The 18,069-nt window shown below is 36.3% G+C and carries 19 protein-coding genes; 2 read left to right on the forward strand and 17 right to left on the reverse strand.

Annotation, left to right across the window (positions count from 1 at the left end):
- Positions 1-11: 11 nt before the first annotated feature.
- The 9 genes from CALKRO_RS09980 to CALKRO_RS10020 all read right to left on the reverse strand — a co-directional run bounded on the left by CALKRO_RS09980 (position 12) and on the right by CALKRO_RS10020 (position 4,031).
- Positions 12-665 carry a redox-sensing transcriptional repressor Rex gene (locus CALKRO_RS09980; protein WP_013430893.1) on the reverse strand — a complete coding sequence of 218 codons (654 nt, stop codon included), beginning with the start codon at positions 663-665 and terminating at the stop codon, positions 12-14.
- An 84-nt stretch (positions 666-749) separates the two neighbouring features.
- A complete protein-coding gene (locus CALKRO_RS09985) occupies positions 750-1,112 on the reverse strand; it encodes a S1 RNA-binding domain-containing protein (RefSeq protein WP_013430894.1) in 363 nt (120 codons plus the stop codon).
- A gap of 13 nt (positions 1,113-1,125) precedes the next feature.
- Complete coding sequence (locus tag CALKRO_RS09990) at positions 1,126-1,425, reverse strand: FtsB family cell division protein (protein ID WP_013430895.1); 300 nt, start codon at positions 1,423-1,425, stop codon at positions 1,126-1,128.
- 54 nt (positions 1,426-1,479) lie between these two features.
- A complete protein-coding gene (gene yabQ, locus CALKRO_RS14100; RefSeq protein ID WP_333782304.1) occupies positions 1,480-1,860 on the reverse strand; it encodes a spore cortex biosynthesis protein YabQ in 381 nt (126 codons plus the stop codon).
- Positions 1,814-2,089 carry a YabP/YqfC family sporulation protein gene (locus CALKRO_RS10000; RefSeq protein ID WP_013430897.1) on the reverse strand — a complete coding sequence of 92 codons (276 nt, stop codon included), beginning with the start codon at positions 2,087-2,089 and terminating at the stop codon, positions 1,814-1,816. The genes yabQ and CALKRO_RS10000 overlap by 47 nt, the downstream gene beginning before the upstream one ends.
- A gap of 94 nt (positions 2,090-2,183) precedes the next feature.
- Positions 2,184-2,426 (reverse strand): RNA-binding S4 domain-containing protein, encoded by a 243-nt coding sequence (locus CALKRO_RS10005; RefSeq protein WP_013430898.1) that lies wholly within the window; start codon positions 2,424-2,426, stop codon positions 2,184-2,186.
- 151 nt (positions 2,427-2,577) lie between these two features.
- Positions 2,578-2,853 carry an HU family DNA-binding protein gene (locus tag CALKRO_RS10010; protein WP_011916753.1) on the reverse strand — a complete coding sequence of 92 codons (276 nt, stop codon included), beginning with the start codon at positions 2,851-2,853 and terminating at the stop codon, positions 2,578-2,580.
- 88 nt (positions 2,854-2,941) lie between these two features.
- Entirely contained in the window at positions 2,942-3,712 is a 771-nt protein-coding gene (mazG, locus tag CALKRO_RS10015; RefSeq protein ID WP_013430899.1) for a nucleoside triphosphate pyrophosphohydrolase, read from the reverse strand.
- A gap of 52 nt (positions 3,713-3,764) precedes the next feature.
- Complete coding sequence (locus CALKRO_RS10020; RefSeq protein ID WP_013430900.1) at positions 3,765-4,031, reverse strand: sporulation transcriptional regulator SpoIIID; 267 nt, start codon at positions 4,029-4,031, stop codon at positions 3,765-3,767.
- 168 nt (positions 4,032-4,199) lie between these two features.
- On the opposite strand from CALKRO_RS10020, the gene CALKRO_RS10025 reads away from it, so the two are divergent.
- A complete protein-coding gene (locus CALKRO_RS10025; protein ID WP_013430901.1) occupies positions 4,200-5,042 on the forward strand; it encodes a sulfide/dihydroorotate dehydrogenase-like FAD/NAD-binding protein in 843 nt (280 codons plus the stop codon).
- Positions 5,018-6,442, forward strand: a complete 1,425-nt coding sequence (gene gltA / locus CALKRO_RS10030) for an NADPH-dependent glutamate synthase (RefSeq protein WP_013430902.1) — start codon at positions 5,018-5,020, stop codon at positions 6,440-6,442. Before CALKRO_RS10025 ends, gltA begins: the two co-directional genes overlap by 25 nt.
- A gap of 65 nt (positions 6,443-6,507) precedes the next feature.
- Here the strand turns inward: gltA and glnA are convergent, their stop codons facing one another.
- The 8 genes from glnA to CALKRO_RS10070 form a co-directional block, all read right to left on the reverse strand.
- Entirely contained in the window at positions 6,508-7,845 is a 1,338-nt protein-coding gene (gene glnA, locus CALKRO_RS10035; protein ID WP_013430903.1) for a type I glutamate--ammonia ligase, read from the reverse strand.
- A 166-nt stretch (positions 7,846-8,011) separates the two neighbouring features.
- Positions 8,012-9,862, reverse strand: a complete 1,851-nt coding sequence (ftsH, locus tag CALKRO_RS10040; RefSeq protein WP_013430904.1) for an ATP-dependent zinc metalloprotease FtsH — start codon at positions 9,860-9,862, stop codon at positions 8,012-8,014.
- A gap of 46 nt (positions 9,863-9,908) precedes the next feature.
- On the reverse strand, positions 9,909-10,448 hold the full coding sequence (hpt, locus tag CALKRO_RS10045) for a hypoxanthine phosphoribosyltransferase (protein WP_041741710.1): 540 nt from the start codon (positions 10,446-10,448) through the stop codon (positions 9,909-9,911).
- Positions 10,445-11,815 carry a tRNA lysidine(34) synthetase TilS gene (tilS, locus tag CALKRO_RS10050; RefSeq protein WP_013430906.1) on the reverse strand — a complete coding sequence of 457 codons (1,371 nt, stop codon included), beginning with the start codon at positions 11,813-11,815 and terminating at the stop codon, positions 10,445-10,447. The genes hpt and tilS overlap by 4 nt, the downstream gene beginning before the upstream one ends.
- A gap of 37 nt (positions 11,816-11,852) precedes the next feature.
- Positions 11,853-12,860 carry a peptidylprolyl isomerase gene (locus tag CALKRO_RS10055; protein WP_013430907.1) on the reverse strand — a complete coding sequence of 336 codons (1,008 nt, stop codon included), beginning with the start codon at positions 12,858-12,860 and terminating at the stop codon, positions 11,853-11,855.
- Between the two features lie 94 nt (positions 12,861-12,954).
- A complete protein-coding gene (gene mfd / locus CALKRO_RS10060) occupies positions 12,955-16,380 on the reverse strand; it encodes a transcription-repair coupling factor (RefSeq protein WP_013430908.1) in 3,426 nt (1,141 codons plus the stop codon).
- Positions 16,381-16,383: 3 nt separating this feature from the next.
- Positions 16,384-16,953 carry an aminoacyl-tRNA hydrolase gene (pth, locus tag CALKRO_RS10065; RefSeq protein WP_013430909.1) on the reverse strand — a complete coding sequence of 190 codons (570 nt, stop codon included), beginning with the start codon at positions 16,951-16,953 and terminating at the stop codon, positions 16,384-16,386.
- Between the two features lie 90 nt (positions 16,954-17,043).
- Complete coding sequence (locus tag CALKRO_RS10070) at positions 17,044-18,021, reverse strand: ribose-phosphate diphosphokinase (RefSeq protein ID WP_013403879.1); 978 nt, start codon at positions 18,019-18,021, stop codon at positions 17,044-17,046.
- Positions 18,022-18,069: the final 48 nt, after the last annotated feature.

Raw genomic sequence — 18,069 nt, forward strand, 5'->3', positions numbered from 1 at the left:
CACCTCAAGTCTTACTTTATTTTCTCTTTTTCAAGAAGTTTTTCATTTAGCTTATACGATAGTACCATCAGACTGTCAATCAGATGTACATTCTCAACAACCACATCACCTTTTACTTCAATCTCTTTTGCAGTAAAATTCCAAATACCCTTAATCCCACCTTCAACCATTATATCTGCAACCTCTTGTGCAACATCTGCTGGCACACACAGAACACCTATGTCAACATCATTCTTTTTGATAAAATCTTTAAGCTTGTCAATATGTTCAATCTTTATATCACGAATAGTTTTCCCTACCTTTTGGGGGTCAATGTCAAATAGCCCGACGAGCCTGAAACCCTTTTTATAAAAGTTAGCATAATTTGCCAATGCCTGTCCAAGGTTACCTACTCCAACAATAACCATTTTAAAATTTCTGTCAAGCCCCAAAATTTTTACAAGATTCTCATAAAGAACCTGTGTGCTGTAACCATATCCTTGCTGACCAAACCCGCCAAAATTGTTAAAATCTTGCCTTACCTGAGAGGCTGTATAACCCATTCTCTGGCTTAGTTCTGATGATGATATTCTCAAAACATCATGGTTTAAAAGGTCTTCAACATACCGAAGATACCTCGGCAACCTTCTTATAACCGCAAGTGAGATGTTCTTTTTTTTGAACAACTTTTCTCCCCCTTATCTTCTTTTGATATTTTTTTGACATACTTTTTCTAAATTAAAAGCCTGTTTCAATTTTAAAACAGGCTGTTATCTTCTTTTTCCGTCATATCGTTTATTATACTCGCTAAGCTTTTGATTACTATCTTTTAAAAACTTTGAAAGTTTTGCTTCAAAATCATCTTTAGACCTCTTTTTTTCATTTTCTCTTTTTGCTGTTTCATTTACTCTCTTTATTGACAGACTAATTTTACCATCTTCTTTTACATTAATAACCTTTACTTTAACAGTTTGATTTTCTTTCAAATACTTTTTAATATCTTCAACATACTCGTATGCCACTTCTGAGATATGAACAAGCCCAACTTTTCCGCTTGGAAGCTCAACAAACGCACCAAACTGTGTTATGCCCTTTACAATACCTTCTAATATTTGACCTCTTTTGATTGACACAAAATAGCCTCCTCTACTCCTTTTTCTTTTTGTTTTTATCTATGAACACAATCTCATCCTTGCCAACAAGACCAAGCTTTTCCCTGGCTACTTGCTGAATATAGTCTTTTGTACCAACATACTGCGCAAGTCTCCTTAGATATTCATTTTCTTTTTTGACTTTTTCTATCTGAGAAATAACTTCCCTCTGCTGAGCCTTTACCTGTTTTAAAATCATTTGCTGCTTAAAAACTGTAGTAGCAGAATATACAAAAAAGGCTATTACAAATATAAGCACAAAAATTCTCTTGAGAACTTTAAATAATTTTTTCACGGCTTGTCTTCCTTTTTGGAAACTCTCAAAAGTGTAGTTATATTCTATCACAATTCATCTTTTATTAAAAGATAAAACTTTGTTCACCTTTTTTAAAAATCCTTTATAAAGAGGCGAAATTGTATTTTTATAAACATAAATACCGCAAGCTATTGATAAAAAGGTGTACCATTTGAGAGTATAAAAATTTATAAACATAAGACCTGCTATTAATACTGCTGTGGATAAAATTGAAGATATAAAAAATAAAATTTCTCTGGTTCGGCGCTTCAATATTCTTTTGAAAAAGAATGAATCAAATACAATTCCTACTGCAAACCCAAGAAAAAAACAGCTTGTAAAATCAGAAATTTGACTAAATATGCTTTTTGGCAATCTTTTTCTCCTCTCATTTAAATAGTCGCGAAAACAGTCCTTTTTTTGGACTTTCCCCATACTCAAGTGAATAAATCTGTCCTTCTATGAATACCTCACCTGTCTCTGTATTTATTTTATTTATTCTAAGGTCAAACCCTTTTATTACAAGCAACTCATCATTGACAATCAAGATGATATTGTTCTCATCAAAGCTCTCAACATCATCAACACCATTTATTGTTATCTTTTCCCTGTTCTCGATAAGCACACTGTGAATTTTAGATTTTAGATTTTTTCTTTCATCCATTACCATGTGGCATCCTTCAAAAATATTCTCAGCATCACAATAATTACTATATTTCTTCCGACAGAAAATTATGTCAAAACCTATTTTGAAAATCTTATTCCATCATTTCATACATTGAACTTGCCAGATTCTTTTGGACCTTTTCATCAACACTTGTCACTTTGCATCTGAAAACCCTGTCACCAAAGTGCACCTCAATGACATCTCCAACTTTAACATCTGTTGACGGTTTTGCTACTTTTCCGTTCACAAATACTCTTCCCGCTTCACATGCTTGCTGAGCCAAAGTCCTTCTTTTGATAATTCTCGACACTTTCAGATATTTGTCTATTCTCATTTTTTTAAGTCCCCACCTTCTTTGAGCCTTCTGAAAAAATCATAAAAGCGACGAAAAATTTATGGCTGCAGCTAAAAAATGGCTGCAGCCAAATTAACAGCAAAAAACTTATATCCCTCTTATTTATAAACCCCTATTTCGACCAAAAAAGTTACTTTGCAACAGCATCTTTCAACATCTTACCTGCTTTGAACACAGGTACTTTTGTTGCTGGAATCTTTATCTCTTCTTGAGTTTGAGGATTTCTACCAACTCTTTCTGCCCTTTCTCTTACCTCAAATGAACCAAAACCAACGAGCTGAACCTTTTCCCCCTTAGAGAGTGCCTCTGTTACTGCATCTACAAACGCATTTAGTGCCTTTTCAGCATCCTTCTTTGTAAGACCGCTCTTCTCCGCCATTGCCGAAATCAAATCTGTTTTGTTCATTCTTTCTTACCTCCTCGCGTATTTTGTGATATTCTAAATATTTCTATTCTATATTTATATCAAAAATCCTTCTTTTTTCAAGCCTTTTCTAAACTTTTTTTGCCTCTTCCCAAAATTTGTCCATATCTTCAAGGGTCATTTCATTCAATATTTTGCCTTGTTTGAAGGCACTTTCCTCTATATAAGAAAATCTGGTTATGAACTTCTTAACTGTTCTGTGCAAGGCTTCTTCAGGGTCAACATTAAAAAACCTTGCTATATTTACAACTGCAAAAAGAATATCTCCAATTTCCTCTTCTATTTTCTCCTTTTTTTCATTTTTCGACAGACACTCTTTCAGTTCTTTAAGCTCTTCATATACCTTATTTAAAGCTCCCTCATAACTTTCCCAATCAAAGCCTACTTTAGCCGCTTTCTCTTGAACTTTATAACTTCTCATAAGAGCTGGAAGATGTTTTGGAATTCTTTTCATACTATCTGTCACAGTTTCAATTTCTTTTTCATTGTTTTTGACTTTATCCCAGTTTAGAAGAACCTCTTCAGCGGTTGAAAAGCTGTCGCTACCGAATACATGTGTATGCCTTCTCTTCATCTTCTGGCAGATGTCATAAATAACCTCGTATATATCAAATCTACCATTTTCCTGTGCAATTTTGGCATGAAACACTACCTGTAAAAGCAGGTCTCCAAGTTCCTCTTTAAGTTTTGTAAAGTCTTTCTCGTCTATGGCTTCAATAACCTCATATGTCTCTTCGATCAGGTATTTTTTAAGACTTTCATGTGTCTGCTGTTTATCCCACGGACATTTGCTCCTTAGTATGTCCATTATTTCTACAAGTTCCTCAAAACTTGCTTTCATCTTCCGACCTCTCCTGCACCAGATTTTTATAAGCTATATTATACCACTATTTTTAGAAAGAAGCTGTGATTTTTTTGATAAGGTATTTTCTCTTAGTTGCAAGTCCTCCTCTTATATGCCTCTCTTGCTTATTTCTTTCTAATATAGTTCTTACCTGCCTGTAAAGCCCTTTGTCAATGTACATAAGTCTTCTTGTGAGGTCATTGTGAATTGTGGACTTTGACACACCCAGAGTCCTTGCAACCTTTCTCACTGTTGCATTGTACTTAATCATAATTTCTGCTGCCAAAATCACTCTTTTTTCAATATCCTCCCTCAACGTCTTGTCCTCCAGAACATTTCTCTTACTTAGGATTATATGCTACATTTCAAAGAAGCTTTCCCTACGAAAGAGCAATAGTTAAGTTTTTGTCAAACTTTATGTTTGAATTTTCAGAGCTTTTTTGATACTATATATTAAAATCTGTGTTAATATGGGTGATAAAATATGAATGAGATTGTTATAAAGCAAAACTTAGCACCAAATGTATGGCTCATGGGTATATACTCCCCACAGGTTGCAAAAAAGGCAAAACCCGGTCAGTTTGTTATCTTAAGAGTTACAGAAAACGGTGAAAGGATTCCTCTTACAATTGCAGATTTTGACAATGAAAAGGGAATAGTATACATCATATTTCAGGTTGTAGGAAAAACAACTTCACTTTTATCTCAGCTAAACAACGGTGACAGAATTATTGATTTTGTCGGACCGCTTGGTATGCCATATAAACACAGCCCTGAAGATAATGACTACCTCTTTATTGCAGGTGGACTTGGAATACCAGCAATATTTTCAAAAGTAAAGATGCTTCACAGTGAGGGCAAAAATGTAGATATCATCATTGGAGGAAGGTCAAAAGAAAATATCTTTTTTGAGGATGAGCTAAAAAAATATTGTAATAATCTCTGCATCACCACAAACGACGGCTCCTATGGAAAAAAAGGATTTGTCACAGATATCTTAAAAGAGCTTTTAGAAAGTGGCAAAAGGTATGATGAAATATTCGCTGTAGGACCAGTTCCAATGATGAAGGCAGTTGTTGATATAACAAAAAGGTTTTCAATCAAGACCTTAGTAAGTCTTAATCCAATTATGGTTGATGGGACAGGAATGTGTGGCGGATGCAGGGTAAAGATTGGAAATGAAGTAAAGTTTGCCTGTGTTGATGGTCCTATTTTTAATGGATTTGAAGTCGACTTTGACGGACTTATGAAAAGAAATTCTTATTATCAAGATCTTGAAAACATTTCGTACAAGGAACACAAATGCAAAATTGGATTGGGGGAGTAGAGAAATTGGACGTATTGAAAAGAGTTCCTATCAAGGAACAGGAACCTATTGAGAGGATACACAACTTTGATGAAGTGTGCTTGGGCTATACACCTGATGAAGCTGCTAGGGAGGCACAAAGATGTCTTGAGTGTAAAAATGCACCGTGTGTAAAAGGCTGTCCTGTTGAAGTCAAGATTCCTGAGTTTATTCAGCTTATAAAGAAAAAAAAATTCAAAGAAAGCTACTTTAAGATACTTGAGACAAACCTTCTTCCCGCTATATGCGGGCGTGTATGTCCACAGGAAACTCAGTGCGAACAGAACTGTGTTCGTGGAATGAAAGGTGAACCAATTGCTATTGGCAAACTTGAAAGGTTTGCGGCTGATTGGTTTAGACAAAACTGTGAATTTGAATTTTCAAAGCCCCAGCCAAACGGCAGAAAAGTTGCAATAATTGGCTCTGGTCCCGCAGGACTTTCATGTGCCTCATCTTTGGCAAAGATGGGCTATGAAGTTACAATATTTGAAGCATTCCATAAGCTTGGCGGTGTTTTGTACTATGGAATACCTGAATTTAGACTTCCAAAGGAGGTTGTTGAGTGGGAGATTGAAAATCTAAAGAAGATGGGCGTTGAGTTTAGAACAAACATGATATTCGGCAAGACATTTGATTTAGAGGATTTAAAGCAGGAAGGATTTGATGCTGTATTTATAAGCTCTGGCGCTGGACTTCCAAATTTCCTGAATATTGAAGGTGAACTTTTAAACGGGATATACTCAGCAAATGAATTTTTAACAAGGATAAACCTCATGAAGGCATACAAGTTCCCTGAATATGACACACCAATCAAACTTGGTAAGAAGGTTGGTGTAATTGGCGGTGGAAACGTGGCAATGGACGCGGCAAGAGTTGCAAGACGGCTTGGAAGTGAGGTTTATATCCTCTATCGAAGAACTGAGGCTGAGATGCCTGCAAGAAAAGAAGAGATTCTGCATGCAAAAGAAGAGGGGATAAAAATAGTTGAGCTTGTAAGTCCTGTGAGGTTCATAGGCGATGAGTCGGGCCATGTCAGAGCTTTAGAACTTGTAAAAATGAAGCTATCTGACCCGGATAGCTCTGGCAGACGAAGCGTAAAACCTGTAGACGGTTCAAACTTTGTGTTCGAAGCAGACAACTTCATTGTTGCAATTGGCCAAAGTCCAAACCCACTTGTCAAAAAAGCTATACCTGACCTTGAGCTAAACCCCAATGGCTCTATCAAGGTAGATGAAAATCTTATGACAAACATTGAAGGTGTGTTTGCAGGAGGCGACATTGTCACAGGCGCAGCTACTGTCATTCTTGCAATGGGGATGGGGAAAAAGGCTGCAGAGAGTATTGACAGGTATTTAAATGCTAAAATGAATAGTAAATCTTAAACTTACAGCAATATGCAATAAAGGCTGCCTTCTTTATTTTGAGTTGGCAGCCTTTATTATTAAATTTAGTATTTTGTAAGATATGAGTCAATCTCCCACTGATGTACCTTTGTTCTGTAATCGTCCCATTCAAGTTTCTTTGCTTCTAAGTACTTTTCAAAGATGTGATCTCCAAGTGTTTCTCTCATAAGAGTACTGTTTTCAAACTCTTTGATTGCCTCTTCTAAGCTTCCAGGCAAAGAACCAATTCCGCGTTTTGCTCTTTCCTCTTCGCTCATTACGAAGATGTTTTCTTCAACTGGTTCTGGTGGCTCAATCTTGTTCTTAATGCCGTCAAGCCCAGCTGCTAAAACAGCTGCAAATGCAAGGTATGGATTTGCTGATGGGTCAGGATTCCTTAGCTCAACCCTTGTTGCTTGCCCTCTTTTAGCTGGAACTCTTATAAGCGGGCTTCTGTTCTTTGGTGACCAAGCAATGTAAACTGGTGCTTCATACCCTGGCACTAATCTCTTGTATGAGTTTACAAGCGGATTTGTAACAAGCGCAAACTCTCTTGCGTGCTTCATAAGACCACCAATGAAATAATATGCCTCTTTTGAAAGCTGGAGCTTATCATTTGGGTCTAAAAATGCATTCATGCCGTCAGATACCCTTGCAAGAGACATATTTGTATGCATTCCAGAACCATTGATTCCAAATATCGGCTTTGGCATAAATGTTGCATGCAGACCATGTCTTTGTGCAATTGTCTTTACAACAAGCTTGAATGTCACAACATTGTCAGCTGTATAAAGTGCGTCGTCGTATTTAAAGTCAATCTCATGCTGGCCAGGTGCAACTTCATGGTGAGATGCTTCTATCTCAAATCCCATCTCCTCTAAAGTCAATACCATGTCTCTTCTTGCATCCTCACCCAAATCAACTGGACCCAAATCGAAATATCCTGCATTGTCATGTGTTTGCAAAGTTGGATTGCCATTTTCGTCTGTGAGGAACAAGAAAAATTCAAGCTCAGGTCCAACAAAAAACTTAAATCCCATTTCTTCAGCCTTTTTGAGCATCTTCTTTAACACACCGCGTGGACAGCCAGGGAACGGTGTTCCATCTGGAAGATAAACGTCGCAAATTAGTCTTGCAACTCTATTTGGTGAAGGTCTCCATGGGAAAATTGTAAATGTGTTGAGGTCTGGTCTTAAATACATATCTGATTCCTGAATTCTTACAAAACCTTCAATCGACGAACCATCAAACATAATTTCATTGTTGAGAGCTGCTTCTAACTGATCAACTGTAATTGCAACATTCTTTAAAATCCCAAAAATATCGACAAACTGAAGCCTTATGAATTTTACATCTTGATCCTTGCATATGCGAATGATGTCTTCCTTGGTGTAATTCTTCATTACTAAATTCCCCTCCATTTAAAGATTTTTTATAATGCTTGTTGAATAAACAAAAAAGGACAAAGACGCCCACTTTAAACTTCAGGACGCCTTTGTCCTTTCAATTTTATTATATTATATTCTTCGAAAAAATGCAACTACATTTTTATAATCTTTCATACCTTATTTAAACAAGCTGTGGCTGAGCATCTTCAAAAACAAGTTTTCTAAACTCTTCGCCCGTGAGCTTTTCTTTTTCTAAAAGTGCATTTGCAACCTTGTGAAGCTTATCAATGTTCTGTTTTAGTATCTCTTCGGCCTTTTTATATGCCTCTTCAATAATGCTTTTTATCTCCCTGTCTATTTCAGCAGCAACTTCCTCTGAGTAGTTCCTTGCAAGCGCAAGGTCTCTTCCTAAGAACACTTCTTCCTGCTCTGTTCCGAAGGTCATAGGACCAAGTTTGTCAGACATTCCATATTTTGTTACCATGTCCCTTGCAATCTTGGTTGCTCTTTTTATATCAGATGCTGCACCCGTTGATACATCCTCCAAAACAAGCTTTTCTGCAACTCTTCCGCCCAGCAATGTTACAATCTCTCTCATCATATCAGATTTTGATGCGTAGAACTTATCTTCCTTTGGAAGATACATAGTGTACCCACCGGCATACCCTCTTGGTATAATTGAAACCTCATGAACAGGTTCAGAATCAGGAATCATAGTTCTAACAATTGCATGCCCTGCTTCATGATATGCAGTAAGCTTCTTTTCTTTTTCAGTATAAACTCTGCTTCTTTTTTCAGGCCCCATCAACACCTTTGCTACAGCTTCCTGAACCTCTTCCATGTTAATCTGCCTTTTACCCTTCCTTGCTGCCAAAAGTGCAGCCTCATTCAAAAGATTTTCAAGGTCAGCACCAGTAAACCCAGCTGTTATCTTTGCTATTTGAGATAAATCAACATCTTCACCAAGAGGCTTGTTTCGTGCATGAACTTTTAAAATCTCCTCTCTTGCCTTTGCATCAGGAACATTTACAACAATCTGCCTGTCAAATCTACCTGGTCGCAAAAGTGCAGGGTCCAATATGTCAGGTCTGTTAGTTGCCGCCATTACAATTATTCCTTCGTTTGTTCCAAAACCATCCATTTCAACAAGAAGTTGGTTTAAAGTCTGTTCTCTTTCGTCATGACCTCCACCAAGCCCTGCTCCCCTGTGACGACCAACTGCGTCAATCTCATCTATGAACACAACACATGGTGCATTTCTCTTTGCCTGGTCAAATAAATCTCTTACTCTTGCTGCGCCAACACCAACAAACATCTCAACAAAGTCAGAACCTGATATGCTGAAAAATGGAACTCCTGCCTCGCCTGCAACTGCTTTTGCTAAAAGCGTTTTACCAGTTCCAGGTGGTCCGACAAGCAAAATCCCTTTCGGAATTCTTGCACCAAGTTCAATATACTTCCTTGGATTTTTGAGAAAATCAATAACCTCTTTGAGTTCTTCTTTTTCTTCATCTGCACCTGCAACGTCTGCAAATGTGACCTTCTTTTTGAGGTCCTGAATTGTCTTTGCACGCGATTTTGTAAACGACATTATCTTGCTGCCGCCACCCTGGGTCTGCTGCAACATAAATATCCATACAAAAATCATCAAGCCAGCAAAGATTAGCATTGGTAAAAAGGTGGAAAGCCACCATGGTACCTGTGGTGGTTCTTTTGTCACTATCTGAATCTTCTTTGCCTGGATGGCTGGCTGTATCTGGTCCAAAAACTTATCTGGAGAAGGTACAAATACATTGTCAAACTTGGTACCGTCGGCATACTGTCCAGACACATTGTTGTAGCTCAAAACAATCCTTGTGACCTTGCCATCGTTTATGTCGTTTATGAGTTCTGAATAAATTACCTCTCTTCTTTCGCTCAAATTTGAAAAAAGCTGATTGTACGAAAGTCCTCCACTTAAAATATCTACAAGTAACAAAATTACAAGAGCTATTAGAATATAAATTGTTGCAGTTTTAAATAGGTTCCTCAATTGTAAATAGGCACTCCCTTCAAATATTGTAAAATTAAATTTCTTTTTATTCCAAAACGCCTATATAAGGCAGGTTCCTGTAAAGCCCTGCATAATCAAGTCCATAACCAATTACAAATTTGTCTGGTATCTCAAACCCCTTGTAATGTATCTCAACATCCACCTTTCGTCTACTGGGCTTGTCAAGCATGGTACAAATTTTTAAACTTCTTGGTTTTCTCCCCCTCAAATATTCGGTTATATATCTTAAAGTCAAACCTGTATCAACAATATCCTCAACAAGCAAAACATCCTTGTCTTCTATGCTTGTGTCAAGGTCCTTTAGAATTCTTACAATCCCAGATGAAGATGTTGAGTTCCCATAACTTGACACTGCCATAAACTCTATCTTAACAGGGATAGTTATCTGTCTTAAAAGGTCTGCCATAAAAATTACCCCACCTTTTAAAATGCATACCATCAAAAAGTCGTCACTATCTTTATAATCTTCAGAAATTTTTTGTCCAAGCTCTTTTACCTTTTGCTTTATCTGCTCTTCTGTTATCAAAATTTCCTTAACTTTGAGTGATAAATCTTTCACAGTCATCCGTCTCCTTCCGTTTTTTGTATGTTTACTTCCAAAAAAGTATTTGAATCTGGCTTTATCTTATACTTCTGATTTATGGTAACCATGTTTGAATAAATATCAAATATAGCAATCACTTCACTATCTTTTGCAAGAAGTAAAATGGAATCTCGCCACCGTTTAGGAATCTTTTTGTCGATGAACCATTCTTTTAATTTTTTTTTACCCGCTTTAAGATAAATAAAATCACCATCTTTTCTTGTTCTGAGAAATAACTTTTTTTCTGCAATCTGCTGAATATCGATGTATATACTCTTCTGATTTTCTATTTTATGAGTAGTTTTAATATTAAACTTGAAATTTTTGTAAAATATTTGATGCTCCTTGTCTAAACAAATTTCAAAACAAAAAGAACTTTCATCAGCTTTTCTGTAAAACACCAGCGAATCACTTTGTTTCTCAACAACCAAATCTTTATATACCTTTTTCTTGCCAGACAAAAGAAAAAACAAATCTTCAATTTCTCTTAACATATCATACGAAATTGTAGAGTTAAAATATTCAAGCATAATTTTTATAATTCTTCTTCGCAAAAATGCTGGAAGATTTTTTGCTTTTTCAATATTTAAAACATAATAAACATCTTCTTTTTGAACATATTCCTGAAAATATTTCTGAGCAAGTGCTTCTATCTGGTCACTCTCTTCTCTTATTATTTCGACTGTTCGAAAAATTGTATTTAACACACTTTCTCCAAATTTTTCTTTTATAAGTGGTAAGATTTCGTTTCTTACTATGTTTCTTTTATATTTAAGACTAAAGTTTGTCTTATCGACAACAAATGGAACACTATTAAGTTTGGCATACTCTTCAATCTCTTCCCTTGAAATATTTATAAGAGGTCTTGCAATAATATCACGTACAGGAGGAACAGATGCAAGACCTTCCAAGCCACTTCCTCTGAACAGGTTCAAAAAGAAGGTTTCAACCACATCGTTTTTGTTGTGCCCCAGAAGTATTCTGTCAATGTTCAGCTCTTCTGCTACTTCATAAAAAAAACTATATCTTGCGTTTCTTCCTGCTTCCTCTTCAGAAAGTCCTTTTTCTTTTTTTAGTTTTGCAACATCAACTTTCCGCGTAATACATTTAATATTATACCTCTTGCACATTTCAATTACAAATTTCTCATCATCATCTGCCTCAGGTCTTAGCATATGATTAAGGTGTGCAACAGTTATATCCAAGTTGTACTTATCTTTTAGCCTTAAGATGCAGTCAAGCAATACCATTGAGTCAACGCCGCCAGAACATCCTATTAACACCTTAAAACCTTCTTCTAGCATCCCATATTTCTCTATGTTACTCTTTACCTTCTCCAAAAACTCCACTTTAAATTCACACCTCAAGGTTTAAAGCTAAAAACTATTATATTGATACACTCTTTAGAACATCTTCAAACTTTTTTATCTTTGCTTCTTTTTTCCATTTCTCAAGCAAGCTCTGATAATACTCATCCTTCTTCTGACTCTCAATTGTTGACTTTATCTCATCCTTGACCTCGTTGAGAGAGAGTTGCTTTTTATCTGTTACCTTTATAATATGATACCCGTAACTTGTTTTGACAATATTGCTTATCTCGCCAATATTAAGAGAAAATGCAGCATCCTCAAATTCTTTGACCATCTGTCCTTTTCTAAAATACCCAAGGTCTCCACCTTTTTGTTTTGTTGTCTCATCTTCAGAATACTTTTGTGCGAGCTTTTCAAAGTTCTGCCCGTCTTTTATCATCTGCAAAACTTCTTCAGCCTTTTTCTTTTTTGTAGCCTCCTCTTTTGAATCATTTACTTTAAATAAAATATGGCTTGCTTTTACCTCAACAAAGTCTGATTTATGTGAACTATAATAGTTTTCTATCTCAGCATCTGTCGCTTTTTGATTTTTAGTTATCTCATCATACAACTTTGAAACGATCTGAGATTTTATTACCTGGTCCTTATATTCGTTCTCGGTTGCACCAATTGTCTGAAGATACTGCTTGAACTCAGCACCTGATTGAGAATCTGACTTGTATTGCTCAATTTGCTGGTCTATTGCCTTTTTTTCTGCCGAAGTCAAAGCAATATTTTTCCTTTTTGCCTGCTGCAGCTCAATTTGTCTTATTATAAGACCATCCAAAACATTCTCTTTTATCTGCTGCTCATATGTCTTATCTCCAACCTTTTGTGATAAAAATGTTTTGTCAAGTCCATAGTAGTTTATTTGTGACCTATAGTTAATAGCAAACTCCTTTTTTGTTATTTTCTCGCCATTTACTATGGCAACTGCTCTGTTTTCATCTACGTACTTTACTATTTCAGGTGTCACAGCAATAAGAATTATAAGAAGTACAACTGCTGCAATAGAAAAAAGCACAATTTTAGTTCTTTTATCCATACATCCCTTCTCCTTTGTTAAAAGTATTTTGATAATATTAATATTATAAAACAATAAAGGACTAATTTAAAGCACCCCAATTGTAAAAACTTTTTTAATTTCCTTGTAAATCTTCTAAAATAGCTATTAAGGTATCAAACCAGTTATTTGCAATCAAGAGCTGTAACATATCATCCCTGTTTTGTAAATATGAAAGTCCTTTCCTTAAAAACTTCACCTTTGCAGCTTCAAGCATTTCTTTGTTCAAAAACTGAAGTTTAAAAAGACTTTCTTGAAACTGCAAAATACTTATTATCCCTGCCTTTTTACACAAACATTTCAAGTATGCAACCTTTATTAGATTATCAACCTCCTTTGGCACATCTCCAAATCTGTCTATTAGTTCATCATAAATATCGTTTATATCATCTTTTGACTCAATTGATGAAATCTTTTTGTACATATTAATTCTCTCTTTTTCATCATCAATGTAACTGCTACTAATAAATGCACTTACTTTTACATCTATTTGAGGTTCAATCTCTGGCTGTATATTTTCACCTTTAAGACGCCTTATCTCTTCTGAAAGAAGTCTTATATACATATCATACCCAACACTGTTTATATGCCCATGCTGAAGTTTTCCAAGCAAAGACCCAGCACCTCTTATCTCAAGGTCCCTCATGGCAATTTTAAAACCAGCCCCAAGTTCTGTAAACTCTTTTATTGCAGCAAGTCTCTTTTGTGCCTGTTCAGACAGCACTTTGTCTTTTCTAAACGTAAAATACGCATACGCAAGCCTTGAAGAACGACCTACCCTCCCTCTTAGCTGATAAAGCTGAGCAAGACCAAGTCTATCACTGTCTTCCACAATAAGTGTATTGACGTTTGGCATATCAACACCTGACTCTATAATTGTTGTACACACAAGCACATCGTACCTGCCTTCAATAAAATCAATCAATACCTCTTCAAGCTCCTCTTCAGACATCTTCCCATGAGCACATGCAATTTTCACACTGTCTCCTACAAGTTTTTGTAGTTTAGCTGCCACTTCTTGTATGTCTTTTACCCTGTTGTAAAGATAAAATACCTGACCTCCTCTTGAAATTTCTTTCAAAATAGCCTCCTTTATTATCCTTTCATTGTACTCAAGCACAAATGTCTGCACAGGAAACCTGTCTTCCGGCGGGTCTTCAATCACACTCAAATCCCTAATTCCCAAAAGTGCCATGTTAAGTGTCCTTGGTATAGGTGTTGCGGTGAGGGTCAAAACATCAACATTTGTTTTTAGCTTTTTAATCTTCTCTTTTGCTTCTACGCCAAACTTGTGCTCTTCATCAATAATCAAAAGACCAAGGTCTTTGAACTTAACATCGCTTGAAAGTAGCCTGTGCGTACCAATCACAATGTCAATTGTACCTTCTTTTAATCCTTTTATTATCTTCTTTTGTTGTGTCTCATTTTTTAAACGCGAGAGAACTTCAATTGTTACTGGAAAATCTTTCATTCGTGCAGAAAATGTCATGTAATGCTGTTGCGCAAGAATGGTTGTAGGAACAAGTACTGCCACCTGTTTTGAATCCATCACAGCTTTGAACGCCGCTCTCATTGCAACCTCGGTCTTGCCATATCCAACATCGCCGCAAAGTATCCTGTCCATCGGCTTTTCGCTTTCCATATCTCTTTTTATTTCTTCTATTGCCTGAAGCTGACCTTCTGTCTCTGTATATGGAAACTTCTCCTCAAACTCTTTCTGCCAGAGGGTATCTTTTGAAAATTTGAAACCCTTCCCAAGCTGCCTTTTTGCATAAAGCTCAACCAAGTCTTTTGCCACAAGCTCAAGAGATTTTCTTACCTTCTGTTTTTGCTTTTGCCACTCTTGTGACCCAAGCTTAGATAGTTTTGGCTGTACATCATCTGTTCCAATATACTTTTCAATCACATCTAAGTTAGTTGTTGGGACATATAAATAAGAAGAGTTAGCATATTCAAGCTTTACATACTCTTTTGTTGTGCCTTCGACAGTAATCTTTTCAAACCCTAAGAATTTGCCAATACCATATGTCCTGTGAACAACAAAATCTCCAGGTTTTAAATCTTCAATAGTATAAAAGGCATCCTTTTTAGATTTTACCCTCTTTTTTGTCTCATTTTCCTTCTTCTTTTCAAGGTGGAAAAACGAAAGATAAACCAATTTGAGATCTTGCACCTCAATGCCTTTTTCAATAGACCGGGCTATTAAATACACTCCCGTTCTTTCTACTTCTGGTTCTTCAGCCTCAGAAAACTGTATATCTTCTTTTAAAAGTGCATCAGCCAAGTCCTCAAGTGATGTTCGACTTCCTGTAAAGATGTTTATGGTATATCTTTTGGACATGTAATACTTCAAATCGTCTATTAAAACTTCCTTCTGCCCATTATAAGAAGGAAGCTCCCTTAAAAAATTGAAAGAAATGATATCTTTGAGTTCAAGCTCCTTTATAGCTGAGACAAATGTTTGAAGAATTATCGACCTCGAAAGCTTTTCTAAAACTTCGCTTGTGGTAAAATAACACTCTGCCATTTTTGGAAGCACAAATCCTTTTTCTAAAAGGTCTGAAAACATCTCTTGTATCTCTTGTTCGAAAGCTTTCAAGCTGCTATAAACTTGGTTGTACTCGTCAACAAAGATAAGACATTCACCAAAAATATCGACAACTGAGAAAAATTGTTGGTAGTAATAGGGATACAATCTTTCAACATTTAGTTGAAGTTCTTCTACAACCTCTCTGAAACTCTCCTCTAAATTTTTTCTGCCATCTTCCTTCAATTTCAATTTCATTTTTTTGTAGTCTTCCTTAACGCGTTTTAAACCTTCTGAAAAGTCCTCTTCCAAATCCCACTCAATTGCCTTGTAAATCTTCATACTATTTATTCTTTCAAAAGACTTCTGAGTTTCAACATCAAAAAGTCTAATTGTGTCTATCGTATCTCCAAAAAACTCAATCCTCACAGGGTATTTACTTGCTACAGGATATATATCAACTATGCCACCCTTTTGCGAAAACTGTCCTTTTTTTTCGACAGTTTTCACTCTTTCATATCCGAATTTTAAAAGCTTTTCTATAAGGATTTCAAGCTGAATGTCATGACCTTCTGTGAGATGGATATAATCAAACTTTAAATCTGTGTACTTTTCAAAAAGGTTCTGGCTACTTAATATGAGAACATCAAAACCGTCCTCAAAAATCTTTACTAACTGCTCTATTCTACTAATTTCAGAATCCCTGCTCTTTGCAAAAGATGCAATATATGGATTTTCTCTTTCCTGCAGGCTCACAACACAACTAAAAATGTTTTTAAACCTTCTTTCCCACTCAAGCTTTGCTCTTTGAGTTGTGATAAACAACGCCTTTTTGTTAAACTTTTCACATAGAGACTTGACCACAAGCGCCTTCCCCATCTCGCCAAGGCCTGTAACAACAAGAGGAAGGCTCTTTTTTACTACATCTTCTTCAAGCCTTTTGAAACTTTCAAGTTTTTCTAAAACCTTTAACAAAGCCTACACCACCACATCTCCGTTTATATAATTCATTGCCCTATCTATATCACTTTCAAGCAAGATTTTTATGCCGTTTGATGCTTTTTCAATTGCTCTGAATATCTTCTCTTTTTCACCATCTTCAAATTCAGACAAAACATATTTCACCATATCATATTTTGGAACACCAATACCTATTCTGATTCTTGGAAATTCTTCTGTACCAAGGCACTGTATTATTGATTTTACACCGTTGTGCCCTCCATCAGACCCTTTTTTCCTCATCTTCACAACTCCAACATCAAAGGCTATATCATCGTAAATCACAATAAGCTTTTCAGTCTTTATCTTATAAAAGTTTACTGCCTCTATGATACTTTCTCCACTTGCGTTCATATATGTCATTGGCTTTAAAAGCAAAACTTTTTTACCGGCATATTCAAAGCTGCCAACCAAACCTTTGAACTTTATTTTATCTACCTTTGTATTGAAAAGCTGAGCTAAATAGTCAATCGCCAAAAAACCTGCATTGTGTCTTGTAAAGATATATTTTTCACCAGGATTCCCAAGTCCTGCAATGATATAATCCAATTCCTACTCACTCCTTTTATTTATAAAAACAGGCTGCCTTTTAAAATACATCAAAAGACAGCCTTTACTTATCTTCTTTGAGAGTAATTCTTATCTGTTCCCTTTTGTGCTTATATATTCATCAAAAAGGGTAGAAATAGCCACATCTTCGTATATTCTTGTTATTGCTTCAGCAAAAAGGCTTGCAACAGACAACACCTTTATCTTATCAATCCTTTTTTCAGGCGGAAGAGGAATGGTGTTGAGCACAACAAGCTCTTTAATAGGCGACTGTTGTATCCTCTCAACAGCAGGTCCGGATAAAACCGGGTGCGTACAACACGCGTAAACTTCTTTTGCACCATAATCCATAAGTGCCTGAGCTGCTGCAACAATTGTGCCTGCCGTATCTATCATGTCGTCAACCATCAAACATGTCTTGTCTTTCACATCACCGATTATATTCATAATCTCGGCAACGTTTGCTTTGGGCCTTCTTTTGTCAACTATGGCAAGTGGCAGGTCAAGCTTTGTTGCAAAGTTGCGTGCACGTGTCACACTTCCAAGGTCTGGCGATACAACAACAGCATTCTCTAAGTTCACATTTTCCATAAAATATTTTGCTAAAATCGGAACACCAATTAGATGGTCAAGTGGTATATCAAAAAACCCTTGAATTTGAGGTGCATGAAGGTCCATTGTCAGGACCCTATCTGCCCCTGCAGATGTTATCAAATTTGCAACAAGTTTTGCTGTGATTGGGTCGCGTGCTCGTGCTTTTCTGTCCTGTCTTGCATATCCATAGTATGGTATCACAGCCGTAATTCTTCCTGCAGAAGCTCTTTTGAAAGCGTCAATCATGATTAAAAGTTCCATCAGATTTTCATTCACGGGATGACAGGTTGACTGGACTACAAAAACATCTGCACCTCGCACAGTTTCGTTTATTCTAACTGATATCTCACCGTCTGAAAACCTGCCAATCTCTGCATCCCCAAGTTTCTTGCCCAAGTGACTGGCTATCTCTTCTGCAAGCTCCTTGTTTGAATTACCAGTAAATATTTTTATCTCTTTACCATGTGTTATCACTTTCTTTACCCCCAGCACAAAAGTTAATTTTTCTACCCTTTTCCTACG

It is taken from the genome of Caldicellulosiruptor kronotskyensis 2002 (assembly GCF_000166775.1).
GTDB classification, from domain to species: domain Bacteria; phylum Bacillota; class Thermoanaerobacteria; order Caldicellulosiruptorales; family Caldicellulosiruptoraceae; genus Caldicellulosiruptor; species Caldicellulosiruptor kronotskyensis.